This window comes from Amycolatopsis sp. NPDC004747 (assembly GCF_053601335.1).
Genome location: NZ_JBSGBQ010000058.1, coordinates 15,732 through 33,321, shown reverse-complemented (window position 1 = coordinate 33,321; position 17,590 = coordinate 15,732). Strand labels below are relative to the sequence as shown.

At 69.8% G+C, this 17,590-nt stretch carries 15 protein-coding genes and 2 tRNA genes; 5 read left to right on the top strand and 12 right to left on the bottom strand.

Annotation, left to right across the window (positions count from 1 at the left end; genetic code table 11):
- From ACWEGE_RS45750 to ACWEGE_RS45715, 8 genes are all read right to left on the bottom strand, one after another.
- Positions 1–956 (bottom strand): amidohydrolase family protein (locus ACWEGE_RS45750; protein WP_449666782.1); only part of this gene is annotated, 956 nt, incomplete at its 3' end.
- Positions 953–1,435: an SsrA-binding protein SmpB gene (gene smpB, locus ACWEGE_RS45745; protein WP_003082092.1), complete on the bottom strand. Its 483-nt coding sequence runs from the start codon at positions 1,433–1,435 to the stop codon at positions 953–955. The genes smpB and ACWEGE_RS45750, both read right to left, overlap by 4 nt.
- Before the next feature lie 102 nt (positions 1,436–1,537).
- Positions 1,538–2,431 carry a permease-like cell division protein FtsX gene (gene ftsX / locus ACWEGE_RS45740; protein ID WP_449666781.1) on the bottom strand — a complete coding sequence of 298 codons (894 nt, stop codon included), beginning with the start codon at positions 2,429–2,431 and terminating at the stop codon, positions 1,538–1,540.
- A 48-nt stretch (positions 2,432–2,479) separates the two neighbouring features.
- Positions 2,480–3,169 carry a cell division ATP-binding protein FtsE gene (gene ftsE / locus ACWEGE_RS45735; RefSeq protein WP_003082104.1) on the bottom strand — a complete coding sequence of 230 codons (690 nt, stop codon included), beginning with the start codon at positions 3,167–3,169 and terminating at the stop codon, positions 2,480–2,482.
- A 114-nt stretch (positions 3,170–3,283) separates the two neighbouring features.
- Positions 3,284–4,381: a peptide chain release factor 2 gene (gene prfB / locus ACWEGE_RS45730; protein ID WP_449666780.1), complete on the bottom strand. Its 1,098-nt coding sequence runs from the start codon at positions 4,379–4,381 to the stop codon at positions 3,284–3,286.
- A 63-nt stretch (positions 4,382–4,444) separates the two neighbouring features.
- Complete coding sequence (locus tag ACWEGE_RS45725; protein ID WP_449666779.1) at positions 4,445–4,945, bottom strand: PadR family transcriptional regulator; 501 nt, start codon at positions 4,943–4,945, stop codon at positions 4,445–4,447.
- 412 nt (positions 4,946–5,357) lie between these two features.
- A tRNA-Met gene (locus ACWEGE_RS45720) sits at positions 5,358–5,431 on the bottom strand.
- Positions 5,432–5,508: 77 nt separating this feature from the next.
- Positions 5,509–6,093, bottom strand: a complete 585-nt coding sequence (locus tag ACWEGE_RS45715) for a TetR/AcrR family transcriptional regulator C-terminal domain-containing protein (protein WP_449666778.1) — start codon at positions 6,091–6,093, stop codon at positions 5,509–5,511.
- Positions 6,094–6,187: 94 nt separating this feature from the next.
- Between ACWEGE_RS45715 and ACWEGE_RS45710 the strand changes: the two genes are divergently transcribed.
- Positions 6,188–7,612 (top strand): FAD-dependent monooxygenase, encoded by a 1,425-nt coding sequence (locus tag ACWEGE_RS45710; protein ID WP_449666777.1) that lies wholly within the window; start codon positions 6,188–6,190, stop codon positions 7,610–7,612.
- 191 nt (positions 7,613–7,803) lie between these two features.
- On the opposite strand, the gene ACWEGE_RS45705 is transcribed toward ACWEGE_RS45710, so the two are convergent.
- Both ACWEGE_RS45705 and ACWEGE_RS45700 read right to left on the bottom strand, forming a co-directional pair.
- A tRNA-Met gene (locus tag ACWEGE_RS45705) sits at positions 7,804–7,877 on the bottom strand.
- Positions 7,878–7,944: 67 nt separating this feature from the next.
- Positions 7,945–10,944 (bottom strand): UPF0182 family protein, encoded by a 3,000-nt coding sequence (locus tag ACWEGE_RS45700; RefSeq protein ID WP_449666776.1) that lies wholly within the window; start codon positions 10,942–10,944, stop codon positions 7,945–7,947.
- 149 nt (positions 10,945–11,093) lie between these two features.
- Here ACWEGE_RS45700 and ACWEGE_RS45695 point away from each other — a divergent pair, with 149 nt between their 5' ends.
- Entirely contained in the window at positions 11,094–11,645 is a 552-nt protein-coding gene (locus ACWEGE_RS45695; protein ID WP_449666775.1) for a PPA1309 family protein, read from the top strand.
- Here the strand turns inward: ACWEGE_RS45695 and ACWEGE_RS45690 are convergent.
- Entirely contained in the window at positions 11,642–12,646 is a 1,005-nt protein-coding gene (locus ACWEGE_RS45690; protein WP_449666785.1) for a YlbL family protein, read from the bottom strand. The two genes, ACWEGE_RS45695 and ACWEGE_RS45690, sit on opposite strands and share 4 nt — an antisense overlap.
- Positions 12,647–12,837: 191 nt before the next feature.
- On the opposite strand from ACWEGE_RS45690, the gene ACWEGE_RS45685 reads away from it, so the two are divergent.
- Complete coding sequence (locus ACWEGE_RS45685) at positions 12,838–14,205, top strand: zinc-dependent metalloprotease (protein WP_449666774.1); 1,368 nt, start codon at positions 12,838–12,840, stop codon at positions 14,203–14,205.
- A gap of 182 nt (positions 14,206–14,387) precedes the next feature.
- Here ACWEGE_RS45685 and ACWEGE_RS45680 read toward each other — a convergent pair whose 3' ends face one another.
- Positions 14,388–14,897 (bottom strand): M48 metallopeptidase family protein, encoded by a 510-nt coding sequence (locus tag ACWEGE_RS45680; protein WP_013223146.1) that lies wholly within the window; start codon positions 14,895–14,897, stop codon positions 14,388–14,390.
- Positions 14,898–15,127: 230 nt separating this feature from the next.
- Between ACWEGE_RS45680 and ACWEGE_RS45675 the strand changes: the two genes are divergently transcribed.
- Both ACWEGE_RS45675 and ACWEGE_RS45670 read left to right on the top strand, forming a co-directional pair.
- Positions 15,128–16,174, top strand: coding sequence for a ThiF family adenylyltransferase (locus ACWEGE_RS45675; RefSeq protein ID WP_449666773.1), 1,047 nt, complete (start codon positions 15,128–15,130; stop codon positions 16,172–16,174).
- 60 nt (positions 16,175–16,234) lie between these two features.
- Positions 16,235–17,575 carry an ABC1 kinase family protein gene (locus tag ACWEGE_RS45670; RefSeq protein WP_449666772.1) on the top strand — a complete coding sequence of 447 codons (1,341 nt, stop codon included), beginning with the start codon at positions 16,235–16,237 and terminating at the stop codon, positions 17,573–17,575.
- Positions 17,576–17,590 lie beyond the last annotated feature (15 nt).

Genomic DNA, 17,590 nt, shown 5'->3' with positions numbered 1-17,590 from the left:
CCCGCCGCCCCCCCCGCCCCCACCCCGGGGGTGTGGGGGGGGGTGATTACCCCCCCCTCACCACTCACGAGGCGCAGGGGCGTGTCGTGCAGGACCGCCCGCAGGAACGGCTCCCCCAGGCGATCGTCGGCTGCCGCCCAGCCGGCGATCGCCTGCAGCTGCGTCACGTACGGGTACGGGATGTTCGGGAAGTCCGTGCCGAGCACCACCCGGTCGGCGTACTCGGCCAGCCGAGCCGTCCAGTCCGGCGGCAGCGGCGACATCGCCTCGGCGAACGGCACCCCGACCATGGTGGTGTCCAGGTGCACCCGCGGGTACTTCGCCAGCAGCTCGAAGGCCGTGCCGAACTCCGGCATCGCCGCGTGCGCGAGGACCGCCGTCAGGTTCGGGTGCCGCGCGAGCACCTCCTCGAACACCGACAACCCGGTGAAGTCGCCCCGCAACGGACCGTGTCCACAGTGGACGACGACCGGGACGCCGGCGTCGGCCAGCGCGCCCCACACCGGCTTCAGCAGGTCGTCACGCGGGTCGTACGCGCCCACCTGCACGTGCGCCTTGAACACCCGGGCGCCGGCGCGCAGCGCACCGTCCACAGCGGACCCGGCGCCGGGTTCGGGGTAGAACGTCCCGGTCGGCACCGCGTCCGGGACCCGCGCGGCGAACTCGAGCGCCCAGTCCGTCAGCCACTCCGCCATCCCCGGCTTGTGCGGGTAGACCAGCGGCGCGAAGCGGGTGACACCGAGCGCACGCAGCGTCGCCAGACGCTCCTCTTCGGACGTGCGGTAGAACACCGGCCACTCGGTGCCGTAGTGCGTCGAGGCCCGGTCGAAGTACGCCCAGACCTTGTCCATCACCGGCTTGGGCAGGAAGTGGACGTGCAGGTCGACCAGGCCCGGCAGCCCCAGCGACGCCGTCCAGCGCGCGACGTCCGCGTCGGAAGCCGGGCCGGGCGTCACTCCGTGAACCGGCCCTTCAGCGCGCGGCCCATGGCCTTCCTGATGTCGCGGTCGGCGTCGCGCTTGGCGAGCGCCTGCCGCTTGTCGTAGGCCTTCTTGCCCTGGGCCAGCGCGATCTCGACCTTGACCTTGCCGTCCTTGAAGTACATCGACAGCGGGACCAGGGAGAGCCCGCTCTCCTTGGTCTTGCCGATGAGCTTCTCGATCTCCCGCCGGTGCAGCAGCAGCTTCCGGGTGCGCCGCGGCATGTGGTTGGTCCACGTGCCCTGCGTGTACTCCGGGATGTGCACGTTGCGCAGCCACACTTCGCCGTCGTCGACCGTCGCGAACGCGTCCGCCAGGGACGCCTTGCCCTCGCGCAGGCTCTTGACCTCGGTGCCGACGAGCACGAGACCGCACTCGTAGGTGTCGAGGATGGAGTAATCGTGCCGCGCCTTGCGGTTCGACACGATCACCTTCTGGCCACGTTCCTTGGGCATACGACCACTCTACGTGATTCTCGAAGTGACAAGCAGCCAGTCCATCCATGCCCCCGCCACCACCCTCAACGGAGGCGCTGACGCGCCACTGCGTCAATTCAGCTAGTGCCGGACGTACAGCCGCAGCGTGACGTACCCGGTGATGGCGGAGATCAGCACGGACACCCCGAGCAGGATCGGCGCGACCGGGAACAGCAGTTCCAGCGTGGTGATCTTCGGGAAGACGTCGCCGGTGAACACCGAGTCGAGGAAGCTGACCTTGGTCAGCACCAGCATGACGATCCCGAGGACCGCACCGACCACGCCGGCGACCACCGCCTCCAGGAGGAACGGCAGCTGCGTGTACCACCGCGTCGCGCCGACCAGCCGCATGATGCCGACCTCGGTGCGCCGGGTGAACGCCGACACCTGGATCGTGTTGGCGATCAGCAGCAGCGCGGCGACGGCCATGATGAGCGCGGCGCCGAAGGCCATGTTGCGGACGCCGTTGAAGGCGTTGAAGACGCGGTCGAGGAACTTCTTCTGGTCGTCGACCTTCCGCACGCCCGGCTTGTTCGCGTACTCCTGCACGATCGCGTCGCTGCGGTCCGGGTCCTTCAGCTTCACGTGCAGCGACGCGGGCAGCGACTCGGGACCGGTGAGCGCGATCAGCTCCGGCTGGCTCTCGAAGATCTTCTTGAACCGGTCGAAGGCCTGGTCGCGGTTCTCGAACACGACCGACTCGACACCGTTGTTGCTCTGCAGCGAGGTCCGGAGCGTCTGGCACAGCGACTGGGTGCAGTTCTTGTCGCTCGCGCTGATGTCGTCGGTGAGGTAGACCGAAACCTCGACGTCGGCGAGGAAGTTGGACTTCATCTTGTCGATCGTCCGCACGGCGAGGAGGCCGCCACCGAGCATGGCGAGCGACACGGCCGTGGTCAGCATCATCGCGATGGTCATCGTGACGTTCCGGCGCAGGCCGGTGACTACCTCACTGAAGACGAAACTGGCGCGCATGGCGGGTGCAGGTCCTTGGGGTCGGGGTCGGTGCGGGGTGGACGGGTCTCAGCGACCGATGCCGTAGACGCCGCGGGCGTCGTCGCGGATCACCCGGCCGAGCTGCAGCTCGACGACTCGGCGCCGCATGGAGTCCACGATGGAGTGATCGTGGGTGGCCATCAGGACGGTGGTGCCGGTGCGGTTGATCCGCTCCAGCAGCAGCATGATGTCCTGGCTGGTGTCGGGGTCCAGGTTGCCCGTCGGCTCGTCGGCGAGCAGCACCAGCGGGCGGTTCACGAAGGCGCGCGCGATCGCGACGCGCTGCTGCTCACCGCCGGAGAGCTCGTTGGGGAGCCGGTCCGCCTTGCCGTCGAGGCCGACGAGCTCCAGCACCTCGGGGACGACCTTCTTGATGGTCGGGCCCGGCTTGCCGATGACCTCGAGGGCGAACGCGACGTTCTCCGCGACGGTCTTGTTCGCGAGCAGGCGGAAGTCCTGGAAGACGCAGCCGATGGTCTGCCGCAGGCGCGGGACCCTGCGGCGGGCCAGCTTGGCGACGTCGAAGTTGGACACCATCACGCGGCCCTTGCTGGGCGTCTCTTCACGCAGCAGCAGCCGGAGGAAGGTCGACTTCCCCGATCCCGAGGGACCGATCAGGAAGACGAACTCACCCTTTTCGATGTCGACGGACACCCGCTCGAGCGCGGGCCGCGTCGAGGTCTTGTAGACCTTGGAAACCTCTTCGAGCCGGATCACGATTCGGCATACTACCCACCGGTCTCGTGAAGCCCCGGTTGCCCGGTGCACCCGGGTGGAGCAACGGGCGTTTGCGCACGGTGAGCGGTCAGGCCGCCACCGCGCGCGCCCGGCTCACGCGGTCTGCATCCGCCAGCGGATGCCGGCGTCGAGGAAGCCGTCGATGTCCCCGTCGAGCACCGCGGACGGGTTGCCGACCTCGTATTCGGTCCGCAGGTCCTTGACCATCTGGTACGGGTGCAGCACGTAGGAGCGCATCTGGTTGCCCCAGCTGGAGCCACCGTCCCGGAGCGCGTCCATCTCGGCGCGTTCTTCTTCCTTCTTGCGCTGCAGCAGCCGGGCCTGGAGGACCTTCATCGCGGCCGCCTTGTTCTGCAGCTGCGACTTCTCGTTCTGGCAGGAGACGACGATGCCGGTGGGCAGGTGCGTGATGCGCACCGCGGAGTCGGTCGTGTTGACGCTCTGGCCACCGGGCCCCGACGAGCGGTAGACGTCGATCCGGATGTCCTTTTCCGGGATGTCGACGTGGTCGACCTCTTCGACCTCGGGCAGCACCTCGACGTGCGCGAACGACGTCTGGCGGCGGCTCTGGTTGTCGAACGGCGAGATCCGGACGAGCCGGTGGGTGCCCTGCTCGACCGACAGGGTGCCGTAGACGTAGGGGGCGCTGACCTTGAACGTCGCCGACTTGATGCCCGCCTCTTCGGCGTAGGAGATGTCGTAGACGTCGGTCGGGTAGCTGTGCCGCTCGGCCCAGCGCAGGTACATGCGCAGGAGCATCTCGGCGAAGTCGGCCGCGTCGACGCCGCCGGCCTCGGAGCGGATGGTGACGACGGCGTTGCGGTCGTCGTACTCGCCCGAGAGCAGGGTGCGGACCTCGAGCGCGTCGATGGCCTTGCCGAGGTCGGCGAGCTCGGTCTCGGCCTCGCCCATGCTGCCGGAGTCGCCCTCGGCCTCGGCGAGCTCGTACAGCACCCCGAGGTCGTCGAGCCGCTGGCGCAGGTCGGAGACCCGGCGCAGCTCGCCCTGCCGGTGGGACAGCTGGCTGGTGACCTTCTGCGCCTCCTCCGGGTCGTCCCAGAGGGTGGGGCTCGAGGCCTGCTGCTCCAGGTCGGCCACCTGGGCACGCAGCGCATCCAGGTCCATCACCGACTCGATCTGCGTCAGCTTGCCGGTCAGGTCCCTCAGTGCCGCGTCGAACTCATCACTCACGTTTGTCAAGGTTACGGCAAAACCCGCGACCGGTTGCGAGCACCGGTCGCGGGCGCGCGAACCTCAGGCCGCGGGGATGGCGTCGAGCAGCTTCAGCGCGGCCTTGGCCTGGGCTTGGGCGAACTCGGCGACCGCCTTTTCGTACGGCCCTTCGGCGGCCTTGGTGGCCGCCCTGGCGTCGTCGAGCTGCTGGCTGTAGCTCGACCGGGCCGATTCGAGCAGCGACTGGCGCTGCTTCGCGGTCAGCGACCCCGCGTGCACGAGCCGCAGGATGAGCGGGCTGCGCAGGTGGTCGGGGCCGGCCTCGGACGTCAGCCAGGCCTTGAAGGCCTTCTTGCCGGCGGCGGTGATCAGGTACTGCTGGCTGGAGCGCGGGCCCTGCTTGCCGAGCCGGACGAGGCCTTCCTTGGACAGCGCCGGGAGCTCCCGGTACACCTGGCTGCGGGTGACGCTGAAGAAGGCACCGAACCGCTCTCCGGCTCCGGCGACGAGCTGCCCGCCGGTGGCGGGACCGTCGTGGAGCAGACCGAGCAGGGCGGCGGCTGTTGCATTCAATTCGGACACGCCCCCTAGATTCCCACTTATCGGCCGCTGTGTCCACAGTGGTCAGCGTATCTGTCCATTGTGGCTAGTGAGATCCCCTCGTTCGGCCCAATCCGGCCCGGGTCCACTGTGGACCTGAACACGCTCTGCAACCGCTCCCAGGATTTTTTGGTCCAACCAGACGCACGCCGGCCGCCTCGTCGCCGCCAGGCAGGTGAGTTCGACGGGCGGCACTCCCCGGCTTGGCGCACCGCGAACACGCACCGCAACCACCCGTCACCAGCCCTCGAATCACGGGATTCGTAGCAAAAGGCGACCGCGACAAGGGATCCGAGGGGCCGGAGGCCCGTTGACGGGGATTTGGGGGTTCGACCCCAATACAAGCGAAAGAGGCCGGTATTCGCATACTCTGCGAATACCGGCCTCTTCGTCGTAGCGGGGACAGGATTTGAACCTGCGACCTCTGGGTTATGAGCCCAGCGAGCTACCGAGCTGCTCCACCCCGCGCCGTTGTGGTGCTTGTATAGATTACATGGGGTGGTCATGGGGTTTTCAGCGGGGTCCCGAAACGCTCTGACCAGCCGTTACGTCGTCTCGAGCCACTGGCGGGCTCCACTGAGGACCATCGCCAGCCCGTCCTCGAACCGGGCATCGGCGTCGCCCAGCACCGCCTCACCCGCCGATTCGCGGTAGCGCTCGTCGAACTCACCCGGCATCGGCCGCACGGCCTGCTCCTCGATCACGTAGCCGATGACGAAGCAGTAGACGGTGAAGGTGGCCCGGCTGGCCCGCCGCTCGTCCAGGCCGGCTTCGATGCTCCGGCGCAGCGGGTGCTCGCCGACCAGGCTCGTGTCGCCGAGGTAGGTACCGGCGAAAACCTTCCCGCCGTCGCGATAGGCGAGCATCATCCGCCGCAGCGCGCGGGCGCTGTGCGCGGCGCCTTCCCACTCCCCCAGCGATTCCGGCGGCCGCCGGTCGGCCGCGGAGTCGCGGTACATCTGCGTCGCCATCTCGTCGAGCAGCTCCTGCTTGTTCTTCATGTGCCAGTACAGGGCGGGCGCCTTCACGCCGAGGTCCCCGGCGATCAGCCGGAGCGTGAGCCCGTTGAGGCCCACTTCGTTGAGCAGCTTCAGGCCGGACCGAGCAATGTTCTCCCTGGTCAGAGCCATGTTCTGCGATACCTCCCACGCTCACGCTTGACAATTTAACGATGTTAAGACCACCCTGGGGTCAGGTCAATTTAACGTTGTTAAGGAGCTGGGGATGCGAGAGCTGACCGCGGAGGTGGTCGTCGCCGGCGCGGGCCCGACGGGCTTGATGCTGGCGAACGAGCTGGCACTGGCCGGTGTGGACACGGTGGTGCTCGAGCGGATGCACGAGCGAACGGGTTTGTCGAAGGCGCTGAACCTCCAGCCGCGCACGGCGGAGGTGCTGGATCTGCGGGGTTTGCTGCCGCGCGCGAAGGAGCGCTCGTTCGCGACTGTCGCGGACGGACACTTCGCGGTGATCCCGGTGCCGTACACGGGCTGGGACACCCGTCACCCGTACCAGCTGGGCATCCCCCAGGCGCAGGTGGAAGCGGCCTTGGAGGAGCGCCTGGCGGAGCAGGGCGTGGAGGTGGCGCGAGGCCACGAGCTGACCGGCTTCATCCAGGACGCGGAAGGCGTCACGATCACTGCGGGCGAGCTACGGATCCGGGCGGAGTACCTGGTGGGTTGCGACGGTGGCCGCAGCACGGTCCGCAAGGCGCTGAACATGCGGTTCGAGGGTATCGAGGGTCAGGGCCACGGGGTGGCGGCCGACGTCTTGTTCGCCCGGACCCCGCCGGGGGCGCCCACCCAGTGGCGTTCGATGACGAACATGGTCACGTCCGGAAGCCCGGGCAAGTTCGTCGGGGTGATCCCCCTGGCGGAGCCGAACTTGTACCGCATCAGTTTCGGAGACCGCCTGAACCGCCCGCCGGACCTTCGCGCCGAAGTCACGAGCGACGAGGTCCGGCGGGCGGTGACCGAACGTTTCGGCCCGGAAGCGGAGATCGCCGAGATCCGCTGGGCGTCCCGGTTCTCGGACGACAGCCGCCTGGCCGCGAACTACAAGGTGGGCCGGGTCCTCCTGGCCGGAGACGCCGCCCACACGCACTTCCCGGCGGGAGGCCAGGGCCTCAACCTGGGCATCCAGGACGCGATGAACCTGGGCTGGAAACTGGCGGCCACCCTTCGGAACCGAGCCCCCACAACCCTCCTGGACACCTACGAACAGGAGCGCCGCACGGTGGCCAAGCAGGTCCTGGACAACATCGCAGCCCAGAACGCCCTGATCCCCACCACCCCGAACCAGCTGGCCTTGCGATGCCTCTTCCGAGACCTGACAACGCTCCCCGAAGTCCAGCACCACCTGTCGGGCTTGATCTCCGGCCTCGACATCCGCTACCCGACAACGGAAACCCACCCGGCGGCAGGAACCCGCCTCCCGGACATCCCAACCCCGAACGGCCACGCAAGCACCTTATTCCACAAAGGAAACTGGGTCCTGCTGACAAAAACCCCCACCCCCAGCCCCCACACAGAGGTACTCGTAGCCGAACTCCCAGAACTCCCCTACCCAGACACAGAGAGACTCTTGGTCCGCCCAGACGGCTACATAGCCAACACAACAGGCAAAACAGAACCCTGGCTGACCAACCCCTGACCCACCAACACCCCAACCCGCCGGAGGGGGGGCGAAGCCTCAGGCGGGCTCACCTAACAACCCAGCCACACACCGGGGGGTCCAGGGGCGGCGAAGCCCCCCTGGCGGGGGTCTGGGGGTTCGACCCCCAGAAGAAACGCGAAGGAGGGGCGTGCGGACGCTTTCCGTCCGCACACCCCTCCCAACCTCTGTAGCGGGGACAGGATTTGAACCTGCGACCTCTGGGTTATGAGCCCAGCGAGCTACCGAGCTGCTCCACCCCGCGTCGTGGCACCTACCTTACGCCTGCCTTTCGGGCGGGTGCAAAGCAGGTGCCGTCCGGGTAATCGACGTCACCCTCCGGGCTGGGTGCTGGGTGGTGGTGTGCTGGTTCCGGGGGCTGCGGTCTTGGCTGCTTCGTAGGCGCGTGCTGCCGCGTCGAGGGCGGCGAGGGCGGCGCCTTGGTCGGTGAAGTTGCCGGACTGCTGGGCGGCTTTCAGTTTGGCGAGGGCGGACTGGATGTCCGCGACTGCCCGGTCGAGGGCCGCGTTGCCGCCGTTGTTGGCGGGTGGGGTGGTGGTCGGGTTGGTGGAGCTCGGCGGGGTGGTCGTGGGCTGGCCGGCTTGGGGTGGCGTGGTGGTGGCTTCGCCGGTGCCGGCGCCGAAGACCTGGTCGAGGGCTTCCTGGAGGGTGGCGCCGTAGCCGACCTTGGGTCCGTAGGAGACGAGGACGCGGGCCAGCTGCGGGTAGCTGTTCTGGTTGCGTTGCCGGATGTAGACGGGTTCGACGTAGAGGAAGCCGTCGGCGACCGGGAGCGTGATCAGGTTGCCGTAGATGGGGGTGACGTTGGGGTTGTTGAAGAGGGTGCGGTCCTGGGCGACGCGGGAGTCGCTTTGGAACCGGTTCTGGACTTGGACCGGGCCGTCGACCTGGGTGGCTCCGGTGGCCGCGCTGGGTAGCTGGAGGACGCGGATCTTGCCGTAGTCGGTTGCGTCGGACGACACCGACATCCAGGACGCGAGGTACTGGCGCTGGAGGCCGGTGAGCGAGCTGGTCAGCTGGAACGTCGGCTTGGACTGGCCCGGGGTGTCGGCGAGGACGTAGTAGCCGGGTTGGTTGGCCGCGCCGGCGGCGGCCGGGTTGGAGCCGCCCTCGGCGGTCGGGTCCTGCGGGACGCTCCAGAAGGCCTGCTGCGAGTAGAACTCCTGCGGGTTGCTGACGTGGTAGCGCGACAGCAGTTCACGCTGGATCTTGAAGAGGTCCTCGGGGTAGCGGAAGTGGGCACGCAGGTCCGGGGAGATCTCGGAGCTGGGCTTCACGAGGCCCGGGAAGACCTTCTCCCAGGCGTTGAGGACCGGTTCCTTGTCGTCGATCGAGTACAGCGTGACCGTGCCGTTGAAGGCGTCGACGGTGGCCTTGACCGAGTTGCGGATGTAGTTGATGGAGCTGTTGGCCTGGCGGGCGACGCCGTTGAGGGAGTCGTTCGTGGCCGCGCCGAGCTGGGTCTGCTGGGCGTACGGGAAGTTGTTGAGGGTGGTGTAGCCGTCGATGATCCACTGGATCTTGCCGTCGACGACCGCCGGGTACGGGTCGCCGTCGAGGGTCAGCCACGGCGCGACCTTGCTGACGCGGTCGCGCGGGTCGCGGTTGTACATGATCTTGGAGTTGTCGCCGATGGCGTCGGAGAACAGGATGTTCCGTTCGCCGTACTCGGCGGCGAAGGCGAGGCGGTTGAACCAGTTGTCGATGGGGACGCCGCCGTTGCCCTTGTACGTGTAGCGGTCGGTGGCGGTGTCGTACTCGCCGGGCGCGTTGCCGGAGGTGCCGCCGACGATGGCGTAGTCGGACTCCGCGGCGGACAGCTCGCCGTAGTAGATGCGGGGTTCCTTGACCTCGATGCCGGGCTGGCCGGCGCCGGCCGAGCCGGCGCCCGCGGGGTTCTGCGTGTCGCTGGTCGTGGCGATCGGGTAGCCGCCGTCGGAGTTGGCGTCCTTGACCGCGCGGTCGATCGTGTTGGCCGGCGCGACGACGAAGCCGTTGCCGTGGGTGTAGACGAGGTGCTTGTTGATCCAGCTGGTCTGGTTGCCGGTGAGGCCCTCGGTCTTGATCTCCTTGGCGGCGACGATGTAGTCCTGCGTCACGCCGCCGACGGTGTAGCGGTCGATGTCCAGCTTGGCCGGGAAGCCGTAGAAGTTCTCGCGGCCGACGCGCTGGGTGAAGGTGTCGGAGAGGATGTTCGGGTCGAGCAGCCGGATGTTCGACATCGTGCCGGTGTCGGCCTTGATCTGGTCCGGGGTGGCGTCCGACTTGCCGGTGTAGGGCTGGTACTGGACGTCGGTGAGGCCGAAGGCGCGGCGGGTGGCGTCCATGTTGCGCTGGATGGACGTCGACTCCTTCTCGTTGGCGTTCGGCTTCACCGAGAACTGGTCGAGGATGGCGGGCCAGGCGACGCCGACGAGGATGCCGGACAGGATCAGCAGCACCAGCGCGATGGCCGGGAGCTGCAGGTTGCGCAGGAACGCGCCGGCGAAGAACGCGATCGCGCAGATCACCGAGATGCACAGCAGGATCAGCTTGGCGGGCAGCACCGCGTTGAGGTCGGTGTAGGTGGCGCCGACGAACAGCGGCATGCCGCGGTCGGACAGCAGCAGGTTGTACCGGTCGAAGAAGTACTCGACCGCCTTCAGCAGCACGAACAGCCCGACGAGGATGGCGAGCTGGGCGCGGGTCGGGCCGGCGAGCTGCCCGCCCTTGCCGGCGAGGCGGATGCCGCCGAAGACGTAGTGGGAGATCAGCGCGCCGAAGAAGGAGATGACGACGGTGATGAACAGCCAGCCGAGCAGCCAGTTGACGAACGGGAGGTCGAAGGCGTAGAAGCCGACGTCGTTGCCGAACTCGGGGTCGGTCTGGCCGAACGAGGTGCCGTTGAGGAACAGCTGCACGACCTGCCAGTCGCCCTGGGCGGACAGGCCGGCGATGAGGCCGGTGAGCACCGGGATGCCGACGCCGAAGAGGCGGATGCGGGCGACGATCGCCGAGCGGTAGCGCGCGAGCGGGTCGTCGGCGCCGGAGATCGGCACGAACACCGGGCGGGTCCGGTAGGCGATCATCAGGCTGATCGCGAGCGCGCCGCCGACGAGCAGGCCGACGGCGAAGAAGAGGATGATCCGGGTGATCACCTGGGTGGTGAATACGCTGCGCGCACCGACTTCGCCGAACCACAGCCAATCGACGTACGTGTCGAGGAGGCGGGCCCCGAGCAACAGCGCCAGCACGATCACCGCGGCGATGATGAGGAGGATCCGGCTCCGCCGGGACAGCTTCGGCAGGCTCACCGGGGGCCGAGTCGCCACGGCACACGCTCCTGTCTTCGTCAACACTTGAGCAGGGGCGCGTGCGCCCCCTGATTCCCTAACTCTACGGATGCCCGGTGAAGTTCCCGGGACCCGCCCAAACCGGACTCGCGGCGGCTGCGCGCCGATCGACCTGACACGATGTGCGCATGGCAGCGAACGAAGCGCGACAGGCCGGTGTGGCCGCGCTCGCCCGTGAGATCGAGGACTTCATGGCCGCGGGCGGCTGGGACCAGCCGCCGCAGCTGTTCGCGCTGGTGCCGACGGCGGCGCTGCTGGACGAGCAGCCGGAGCTGGCCGGGCAGCTCGACCGGGCGAACCCGCTGACGCCGGTGGCGCAGGAAGCGCTGCCGGAGGGTGACCTGGCCGAGGCGCTGGGCCGGATCGCGTGGCCCGATCTGGTGATCGGGTGTGCGCTGGCCCAGGAGATCATCGTGCTGCCGCCGGGCTCGGAGTCGGAGCTGCCGGACGTCGCCGAGGCGGACGCGGAGAGCCTCCGCCGCGCGGCCGCCGACCACCCGCAGCGCACCGAGGCCCGGCTGGTGGCCGCGGTCCTGCGCGACGGCGAGGGCGCCTGCGTGATGCGGCTGCGCGGGATCGGCACGGCCGAGGGCACGGACGAGTCGGTGGACGAGATCGTGGAAAGCCCCGAGCTGGCGCCCAACCTGATCGAGGCGTTGAAGGCCACGCTGCTGCCCTAGCAGCCGGCCGTCGGCCGTCCCGCCTTCAGGTTGGCCAGCTGGGTGAGCGCGTCGTCCAGTGTGGACACCTTGATGAGGTTGAGGCCGGCCGGTGCGGTGGTCTTGGCCTCGGGGCAGTTGTGCGCGGGCACCAGGAAGTCGGTGGCCCCGGCTTCGCGGGCGCCGACGACCTTGAACGAGATCCCCCCGATCGGGTCCACCTCGCCGGTCTCGGTGATCTCGCCGGTGCCGGCGATGTGCCGCCCGCCCGCGAGGTCGCCGGGCTGCAGCCGGTCGATGATGGCGAGGGTGAACATCAGCCCGGCCGACGGGCCGCCGACGTCCTGCAGGGAGATGTTGACGGTGAAGGGGGCGTCGGCGCGGTCGACCGCGGTGAGGCCGATGAAGCCCTCCTTGCGGTCGGGGCGCGCGGCGAGGGTGAGCGGCACGGTCCGCTCGGGCTGGCCGTCCGACTGGAAGGTGATCTGGACGGTCTGGCCGGGCAGGGTGCCGGTGAGCGCGGCGCGCACGTCGGCGGCCTCGACGATCTTCTTGCCGTTGACGGTGATCAGCTTGTCGCCGGGCGAGAGCACGTGGTCGGCCGGGCTGCCGGAGACGATCTGCTTCGCCAGCACCTTGATCGGGTAGCCCAGCTTGCGCAGGGCGGCGACCTGTGCGTTGGTCTGCGAGTCCTGCAGCTGCTGGATGTTCTCCTGCTTGACCTGCTCGTTCGTCTCGCCGGGCTTGAAGTACTCCTCGCGCGGGGCGAGCGCGTACCGGCCGCTGGCCCAGAAGCCCAGGCCCTGGAAGAGGGTGACGCCGTCGTGCAGGGAGACGGTGGTCATCCGCAGCTCGCCGGTGGTCGGCTGGGTCTCGTGCCCGGTGACCTGGATGACCGGGTTGCCCGCCGCGTCGCGACCCAGCGTGTCGTAGGTCGGGCCGGGGCTGATCGCCACGAAGGGCACCGGCACGACCGAGCCCAGCACCACGAAGATCAGGAACAGCGAGCCGCTGACCACCAGTGTCCAGCCGCGGCGGGTCATCCGCCGGGCCTCGCCGGACGGCTCCGGCGCCGGTTCCGGGGCGCTCTTCGCGGGGGCGGTCTCCTCGGAGGACTTGGTCACGACCGACAGCGTACGGTGACCGCGTTCGCTTCCCGGTGAAGGCCACGGTTGACGCGCTCGGCGGGCCTTGACCCGCGTACGGTGGACACATGAGCAAACCCCCGTTCGGCTTCGGACCTTCCGATCCCGACAAACGAGGTGAGAACGACCCCTCGGAAGGCGGGCAGCAGTCCGGCGCCGAGGCCTTCAACCAGCTCGGGCAGATGCTGAGCCAGCTGGGCCAGATGCTCAGCCAGGCGGGCAGCTCCAGCGGGCCGGTGAACTACGACCTCGCCAAGCAGATCGCCCTGCAGACCCTGGGCAGCGCCGGCAACACCGGCGAAAGCAAGCTCGGCTTCCGGGGTGGTGACGACGCGAACGCGGCCGTGCGTGACGCGGCCCACCTGGCCGAGCTCTGGCTCGACGCGGCGACGGTCTTCCCGGCCGGGGCGACGTCGACGGTGGCCTGGTCCCCGCGGTCCTGGGTGGAGAAGACGCTCCCGACGTGGCAGCGGCTGTGCGACCCGGTGGCCCGGCAGGTCTCGGGTGCCTGGATGGAGGCGCTGCCGGAGGAGGCCAAGCAGGCCGCGGGCCCGCTGCTCCAGATGATGGGGCAGATGGGCGGCATGGCCTTCGGCTCCCAGCTCGGCAACGCGCTGGCCCAGCTGGCCTCGGAGATGCTGACGTCGACGGAGATCGGCCTGCCCCTGGCGCCGGCCGGCACGTCCGCGCTGCTGCCGGCGAACATCGAGAAGTTCGCCGAGGGCCTGGAGCTACCCAACAGCGAGATCCTGGTGTTCCTGGCGGCCCGCGAGGCGGCGCACCAGCGCCTGTTCACGCACGTCCCGTGGCTGCGGCAGCGCCTGCTGGCGACGGTCGAGGAGTTCGCCCACGGGATTTCGGTGGACACGTCCGCGCTGGAGTCCCTGGCCGGCCGGATCGACCCGGCCAACCCGGCGAGCATCGAAGAGGCGATGTCGTCGGGGCTGCTGGAGCCCCAGACGACGGAGGAGCAGAAGGCGGCCCTGCGTCGCCTGGAGACGCTGCTGGCCCTGGTCGAGGGCTGGGTGGACGTGGTGGTGGCCGAGGCGGTCGGCGACCGGCTGCCGGGAGCGGACGCCCTGCGCGAGACGCTGCGCCGCCGCCGCGCCACGGGCGGTCCGGCGGAGCAGACGTTCGCCACGCTGGTCGGCCTGGAGCTGCGCCCCCGCAGGATGAGGGACGCATCGAACCTGTGGAAGCTGGTGGGCGACCGCCACGGCACGGAGAAGCGCGACGGCCTCTGGTCCCACCCGGACCTGATGCCGACGGCCGAGGACCTGGACGAGCCGATCGACTTCGCGGACCGAATGGGCGAGACGGGCTCGCTCGACGACCTGGACCCGATCGCCGAGCTGGAGCGCACGGAGCAGGCCGAGCGAGCGGAGAAGGACCAGAAGGACGAGCCCCCTTCGGAAGAGGGCGGCAAGCAGTCCTGAACTGAGCTCGGGAAGGCCGGTGCCTCGCGTTCGCGGGCACCGGCCTTTTGCTGTCCAGCCTCGCCCTGCTGCCCAGCCTCGCCCTGGCCCTCGCGCCGGCCCCGGCGACGGCGACGGCGACGGCGACGGACCAGCCGGGGCAACCCACCCGAAGGGCAGGCCACCCCGGCCCCATCACCCGCTCAATCCTCGGTGGAGATCCCCCACCCGGCAGCGGCCGACAGCCCTTCCAGGTACCCGATCGCCCGTTCCGTCTTCGGGTACCGCTGCACCAACGCCCAGAAAGCCGCGTCGTGCCCGGGCTCCCGCAGGTGCGCCAGCTCGTGCACCAGCACGTAGTCCAGCACCCACGGAGGCACCTTCCGCAGCCGTTCGCTGACCCGGATGGTCGCGTCGACCGGCGTGCAGGAGGCCCACCGCGTGCGCATCGGCGGCACCCAGCGGACGCTCGCCGGCACCGCGGTGCCGCCCAGGTACTTGCCCGAGAGCAGCGCGCAGCGCGCCAGCAGGGCTTCGTCCGACGTCTTGGGGGACGCCGGCCGACGTGGTTCCGAGCGCTGCAGCTTGCGCTCCATCTCGGCGACCCAGTGTTTCTCCTCCGCCCTGGTCATCCGCGCGGGGATGAGCACGACGAGCGTGTCGTCGTTCCAATACGCGGTGACCGTCCGGTGACGGCGCTGGCTGCGCCGCACTTCGACCTTGTGTCCGGGTGTGTCCGACGAGGGGTTCGTTTCCCCCCGGCCTCTCAGTGAGGGCATCCGTGCTTCGACCACCCGACAACGGTAAGGCCAGGCACCGACAACTCCGAGCGCCTTGAGGTCACAGACCCGAGTTGTCCACAGCCGGTTCCACTTGTGGACAACTCGGCCGTTCCGGCGCCTTCCGGGGCTTCCCGGCCGCCACCGGGTGCGATCCTGCGGACATGATCCTCGACACCGCGGACATGCCACCGGTCCTCCTGCCGGCCCACCCGGCCCTGCTCCCGGGCCTCACCGTGCTCGAACGCGGCCCTCGCGAGATCCAGATCGGTCTCGACCCGCGCCACGGCGTGATCGTCGAAAACCTCTCCCCGTACCTCGTCGCCAAGCTGCGCGCCCTCGACGGCAGCAAGCACGTCGAGCGGCTTCTGCTCGCGGAGAGCGAACACCGCGAGCAGCTGCGCACGCTGCTGCGGCAGCTGACCGCGCTCGGCCTGGTCACCGACGCCGGCCGCCCCGACGGTTCCGGCTTCCGCGGCGAGCCCGGCCTCTGGTCGCTGCGGGCCCGGCACCACCAACCGGCCATGACCGACCGGCGGCGCACCGCCGCGGTTTCCGTGCACGGCGAAGGCCGGGTCGCGGTCGCGGCCGCCGTCCTGCTGGCCAACGCCGGCATCGGGCACGTCGAGCTGCAGGTGCCCGGCACGGTGACCGTGCACGACCTCGGCTCCGGCTTCACCGCCGGGGACCTGGGCCGGTCCCGGCGCCACGCCCTCGCCGACCTGCTCCGCCGGGTCGATCCCGAGGTCCGGGTCACCCGCCTGCACGACCGCCACCCGGACCTGGCCCTGCTCACCGACGCCGTCGTGCCGGCCCCCGAGGTCGTCGCCGAGCTGATGGGCGACGGCATCCCCCACCTGGCGGCGCGCGTCCGCGACGGCACCGGGATCGTCGGGCCGCTGGTCGTGCCGGGCCGCAGCTCGTGCCTGCGCTGCGCCGACCTGCACCGCACGGACCTCGACCCGTGCTGGCCGCGCGTCGCCGGGCAGCTCGCCGGCCGGCACCAGCGGCCCGACCTCGGCGCGGTCCAGTCCTGCGCGTCGCTGGCCGTCGCCCAGGCGATGCGGCTGCTCTCCCCCGGCGCACCGGCCCCGCCAACGTGGAACGCGACCCTCGAAATCGACGCCTTCGACGGCCGCATCCGCCACCGGGGCTGGCCGCCGCACCCGCGCTGCCGCTGCGGCGCCGGGGAGGTGATCCTGGAGACGTAGCCCACGAAGACGCCTCTCGCAGGCTGCGCGCCGCCGAGGCCGCAAGGCAGAATCGCCGTTGTGACCGACTTCCGCGACCCAGCCGATCGTGACACCGCGATGCCGCGCAAGGGTGCCGCCCGTACCGCCAAGCTCGCCAGTCTCCCGCTCGGCATCGCCGGCCGGGCGGTCGGCGGCTGGGGCAAGAGGCTCGCGGGCCAGAGCGCGGAGCAGGTGAACGCGACGCTGTCGGCCAAGGCCGCCGAGCAGCTGTTCGAGGTGCTCGGCACGCTCAAGGGCGGCGCGATGAAGTTCGGCCAGGCGCTGAGCGTGTTCGAGGCGGCGGTGCCGGACGAGATGGCGAAGCCGTACCGCGAAGCGCTGACGAAGCTGCAGGCCGCGGCGCCGCCGATGTCGGTCCGGCAGACCCACCGGGTACTCGCCGAGCAGCTCGGCCGCACCTGGACCAGCCGGTTCGCCTCGTTCGAAGACGAGCCGGCGGCCGCCGCGAGCATCGGCCAGGTGCACCGCGCGGTCTGGCACGACGGCCGGACGGTCGCGGTCAAGGTGCAGTACCCGGGCGCCGACGAGGCCCTGCGCAGCGACATGCGGCAGCTGCAGCGGTTCAGCAGGCTGTTCCAGGCGTTCGTGCCCGGCACGGAGGTCAAACCGCTGCTGGCCGAGCTCGCCGAGCGGATGAGCGAGGAGCTCGACTACCAGGCCGAGGCCCAGCACCAGCGCGCCTTCGCGAAGGCGTTCGACGGCGATCCCGGCATCCTGGTGCCGCGGGTGGTGGCCAGCGCGCCGAAGGTCGTCGTGACGGAATGGGCGAGCGGCACACCGTTGTCGAAGGTGATCGCGGACGGCGACCGCGAGACCCGGAACCTGGCCGGCCGGCTGCTGACGGAGTTCCACTACTCGTCACCGGAGCGCGCCCACCTGCTGCACTCGGACCCGCACCCGGGCAACTTCATGATCACCGAAGACGGCAGGCTGGTCGTCATCGACTTCGGCGGCGTCGCCCGGCTGCCCGAAGGCATCCCCCGCCACCTGGGCGAGATGACGCGCCTCGCGCTCGACGGCGAGTCCGCCGAGCTGATGCGCCTGCTGCGGGAGAACCGGTTCATCCGGCCGGACAGCGAACTGACCGCGGAGGAGGTGCTCGCCTACCTCGCGCCGTTCACCGAGCCGCTGGCGGCGCCGACGTTCCACTTCACCCGCCGCTGGATGCAGAAGCAGGCCGGACGGGTGGGCGACAGCCGCGGCAACGACTTCCGGGTCGGCCGTTCGCTCAACCTGCCGCCCGAGTACCTGATGATCCACCGGGTGACGGCGGGGTCGACGGGCATTCTGTGCCAGCTCGACGCGGAGATCCCCGCTCGCGGCATCGTGGAGCGCTGGCAGCCGGGGTTCGCCGCCTGAGTTGTCCACAGGCGG

What these genes read in the sequence shown, in the direction of transcription:
- smpB (WP_003082092.1), bottom strand. Translation starts at nt 1,435, where the DNA reads ATGCCCAAGGAACGTGGCCAGAAGGTGATCGTGTCGAACCGCAAGGCG.
- ftsX (WP_449666781.1), bottom strand. Translation starts at nt 2,431, where the DNA reads ATGCGCGCCAGTTTCGTCTTCAGTGAGGTAGTCACCGGCCTGCGCCGG.
- ACWEGE_RS45715 (WP_449666778.1), bottom strand. Translation starts at nt 6,093, where the DNA reads ATGGCTCTGACCAGGGAGAACATTGCTCGGTCCGGCCTGAAGCTGCTC.
- ACWEGE_RS45710 (WP_449666777.1), top strand. Translation starts at nt 6,188, where the DNA reads ATGCGAGAGCTGACCGCGGAGGTGGTCGTCGCCGGCGCGGGCCCGACG.
- ACWEGE_RS45695 (WP_449666775.1), top strand. Translation starts at nt 11,094, where the DNA reads ATGGCAGCGAACGAAGCGCGACAGGCCGGTGTGGCCGCGCTCGCCCGT.
- ACWEGE_RS45685 (WP_449666774.1), top strand. Translation starts at nt 12,838, where the DNA reads ATGAGCAAACCCCCGTTCGGCTTCGGACCTTCCGATCCCGACAAACGA.
- ACWEGE_RS45675 (WP_449666773.1), top strand. Translation starts at nt 15,128, where the DNA reads ATGATCCTCGACACCGCGGACATGCCACCGGTCCTCCTGCCGGCCCAC.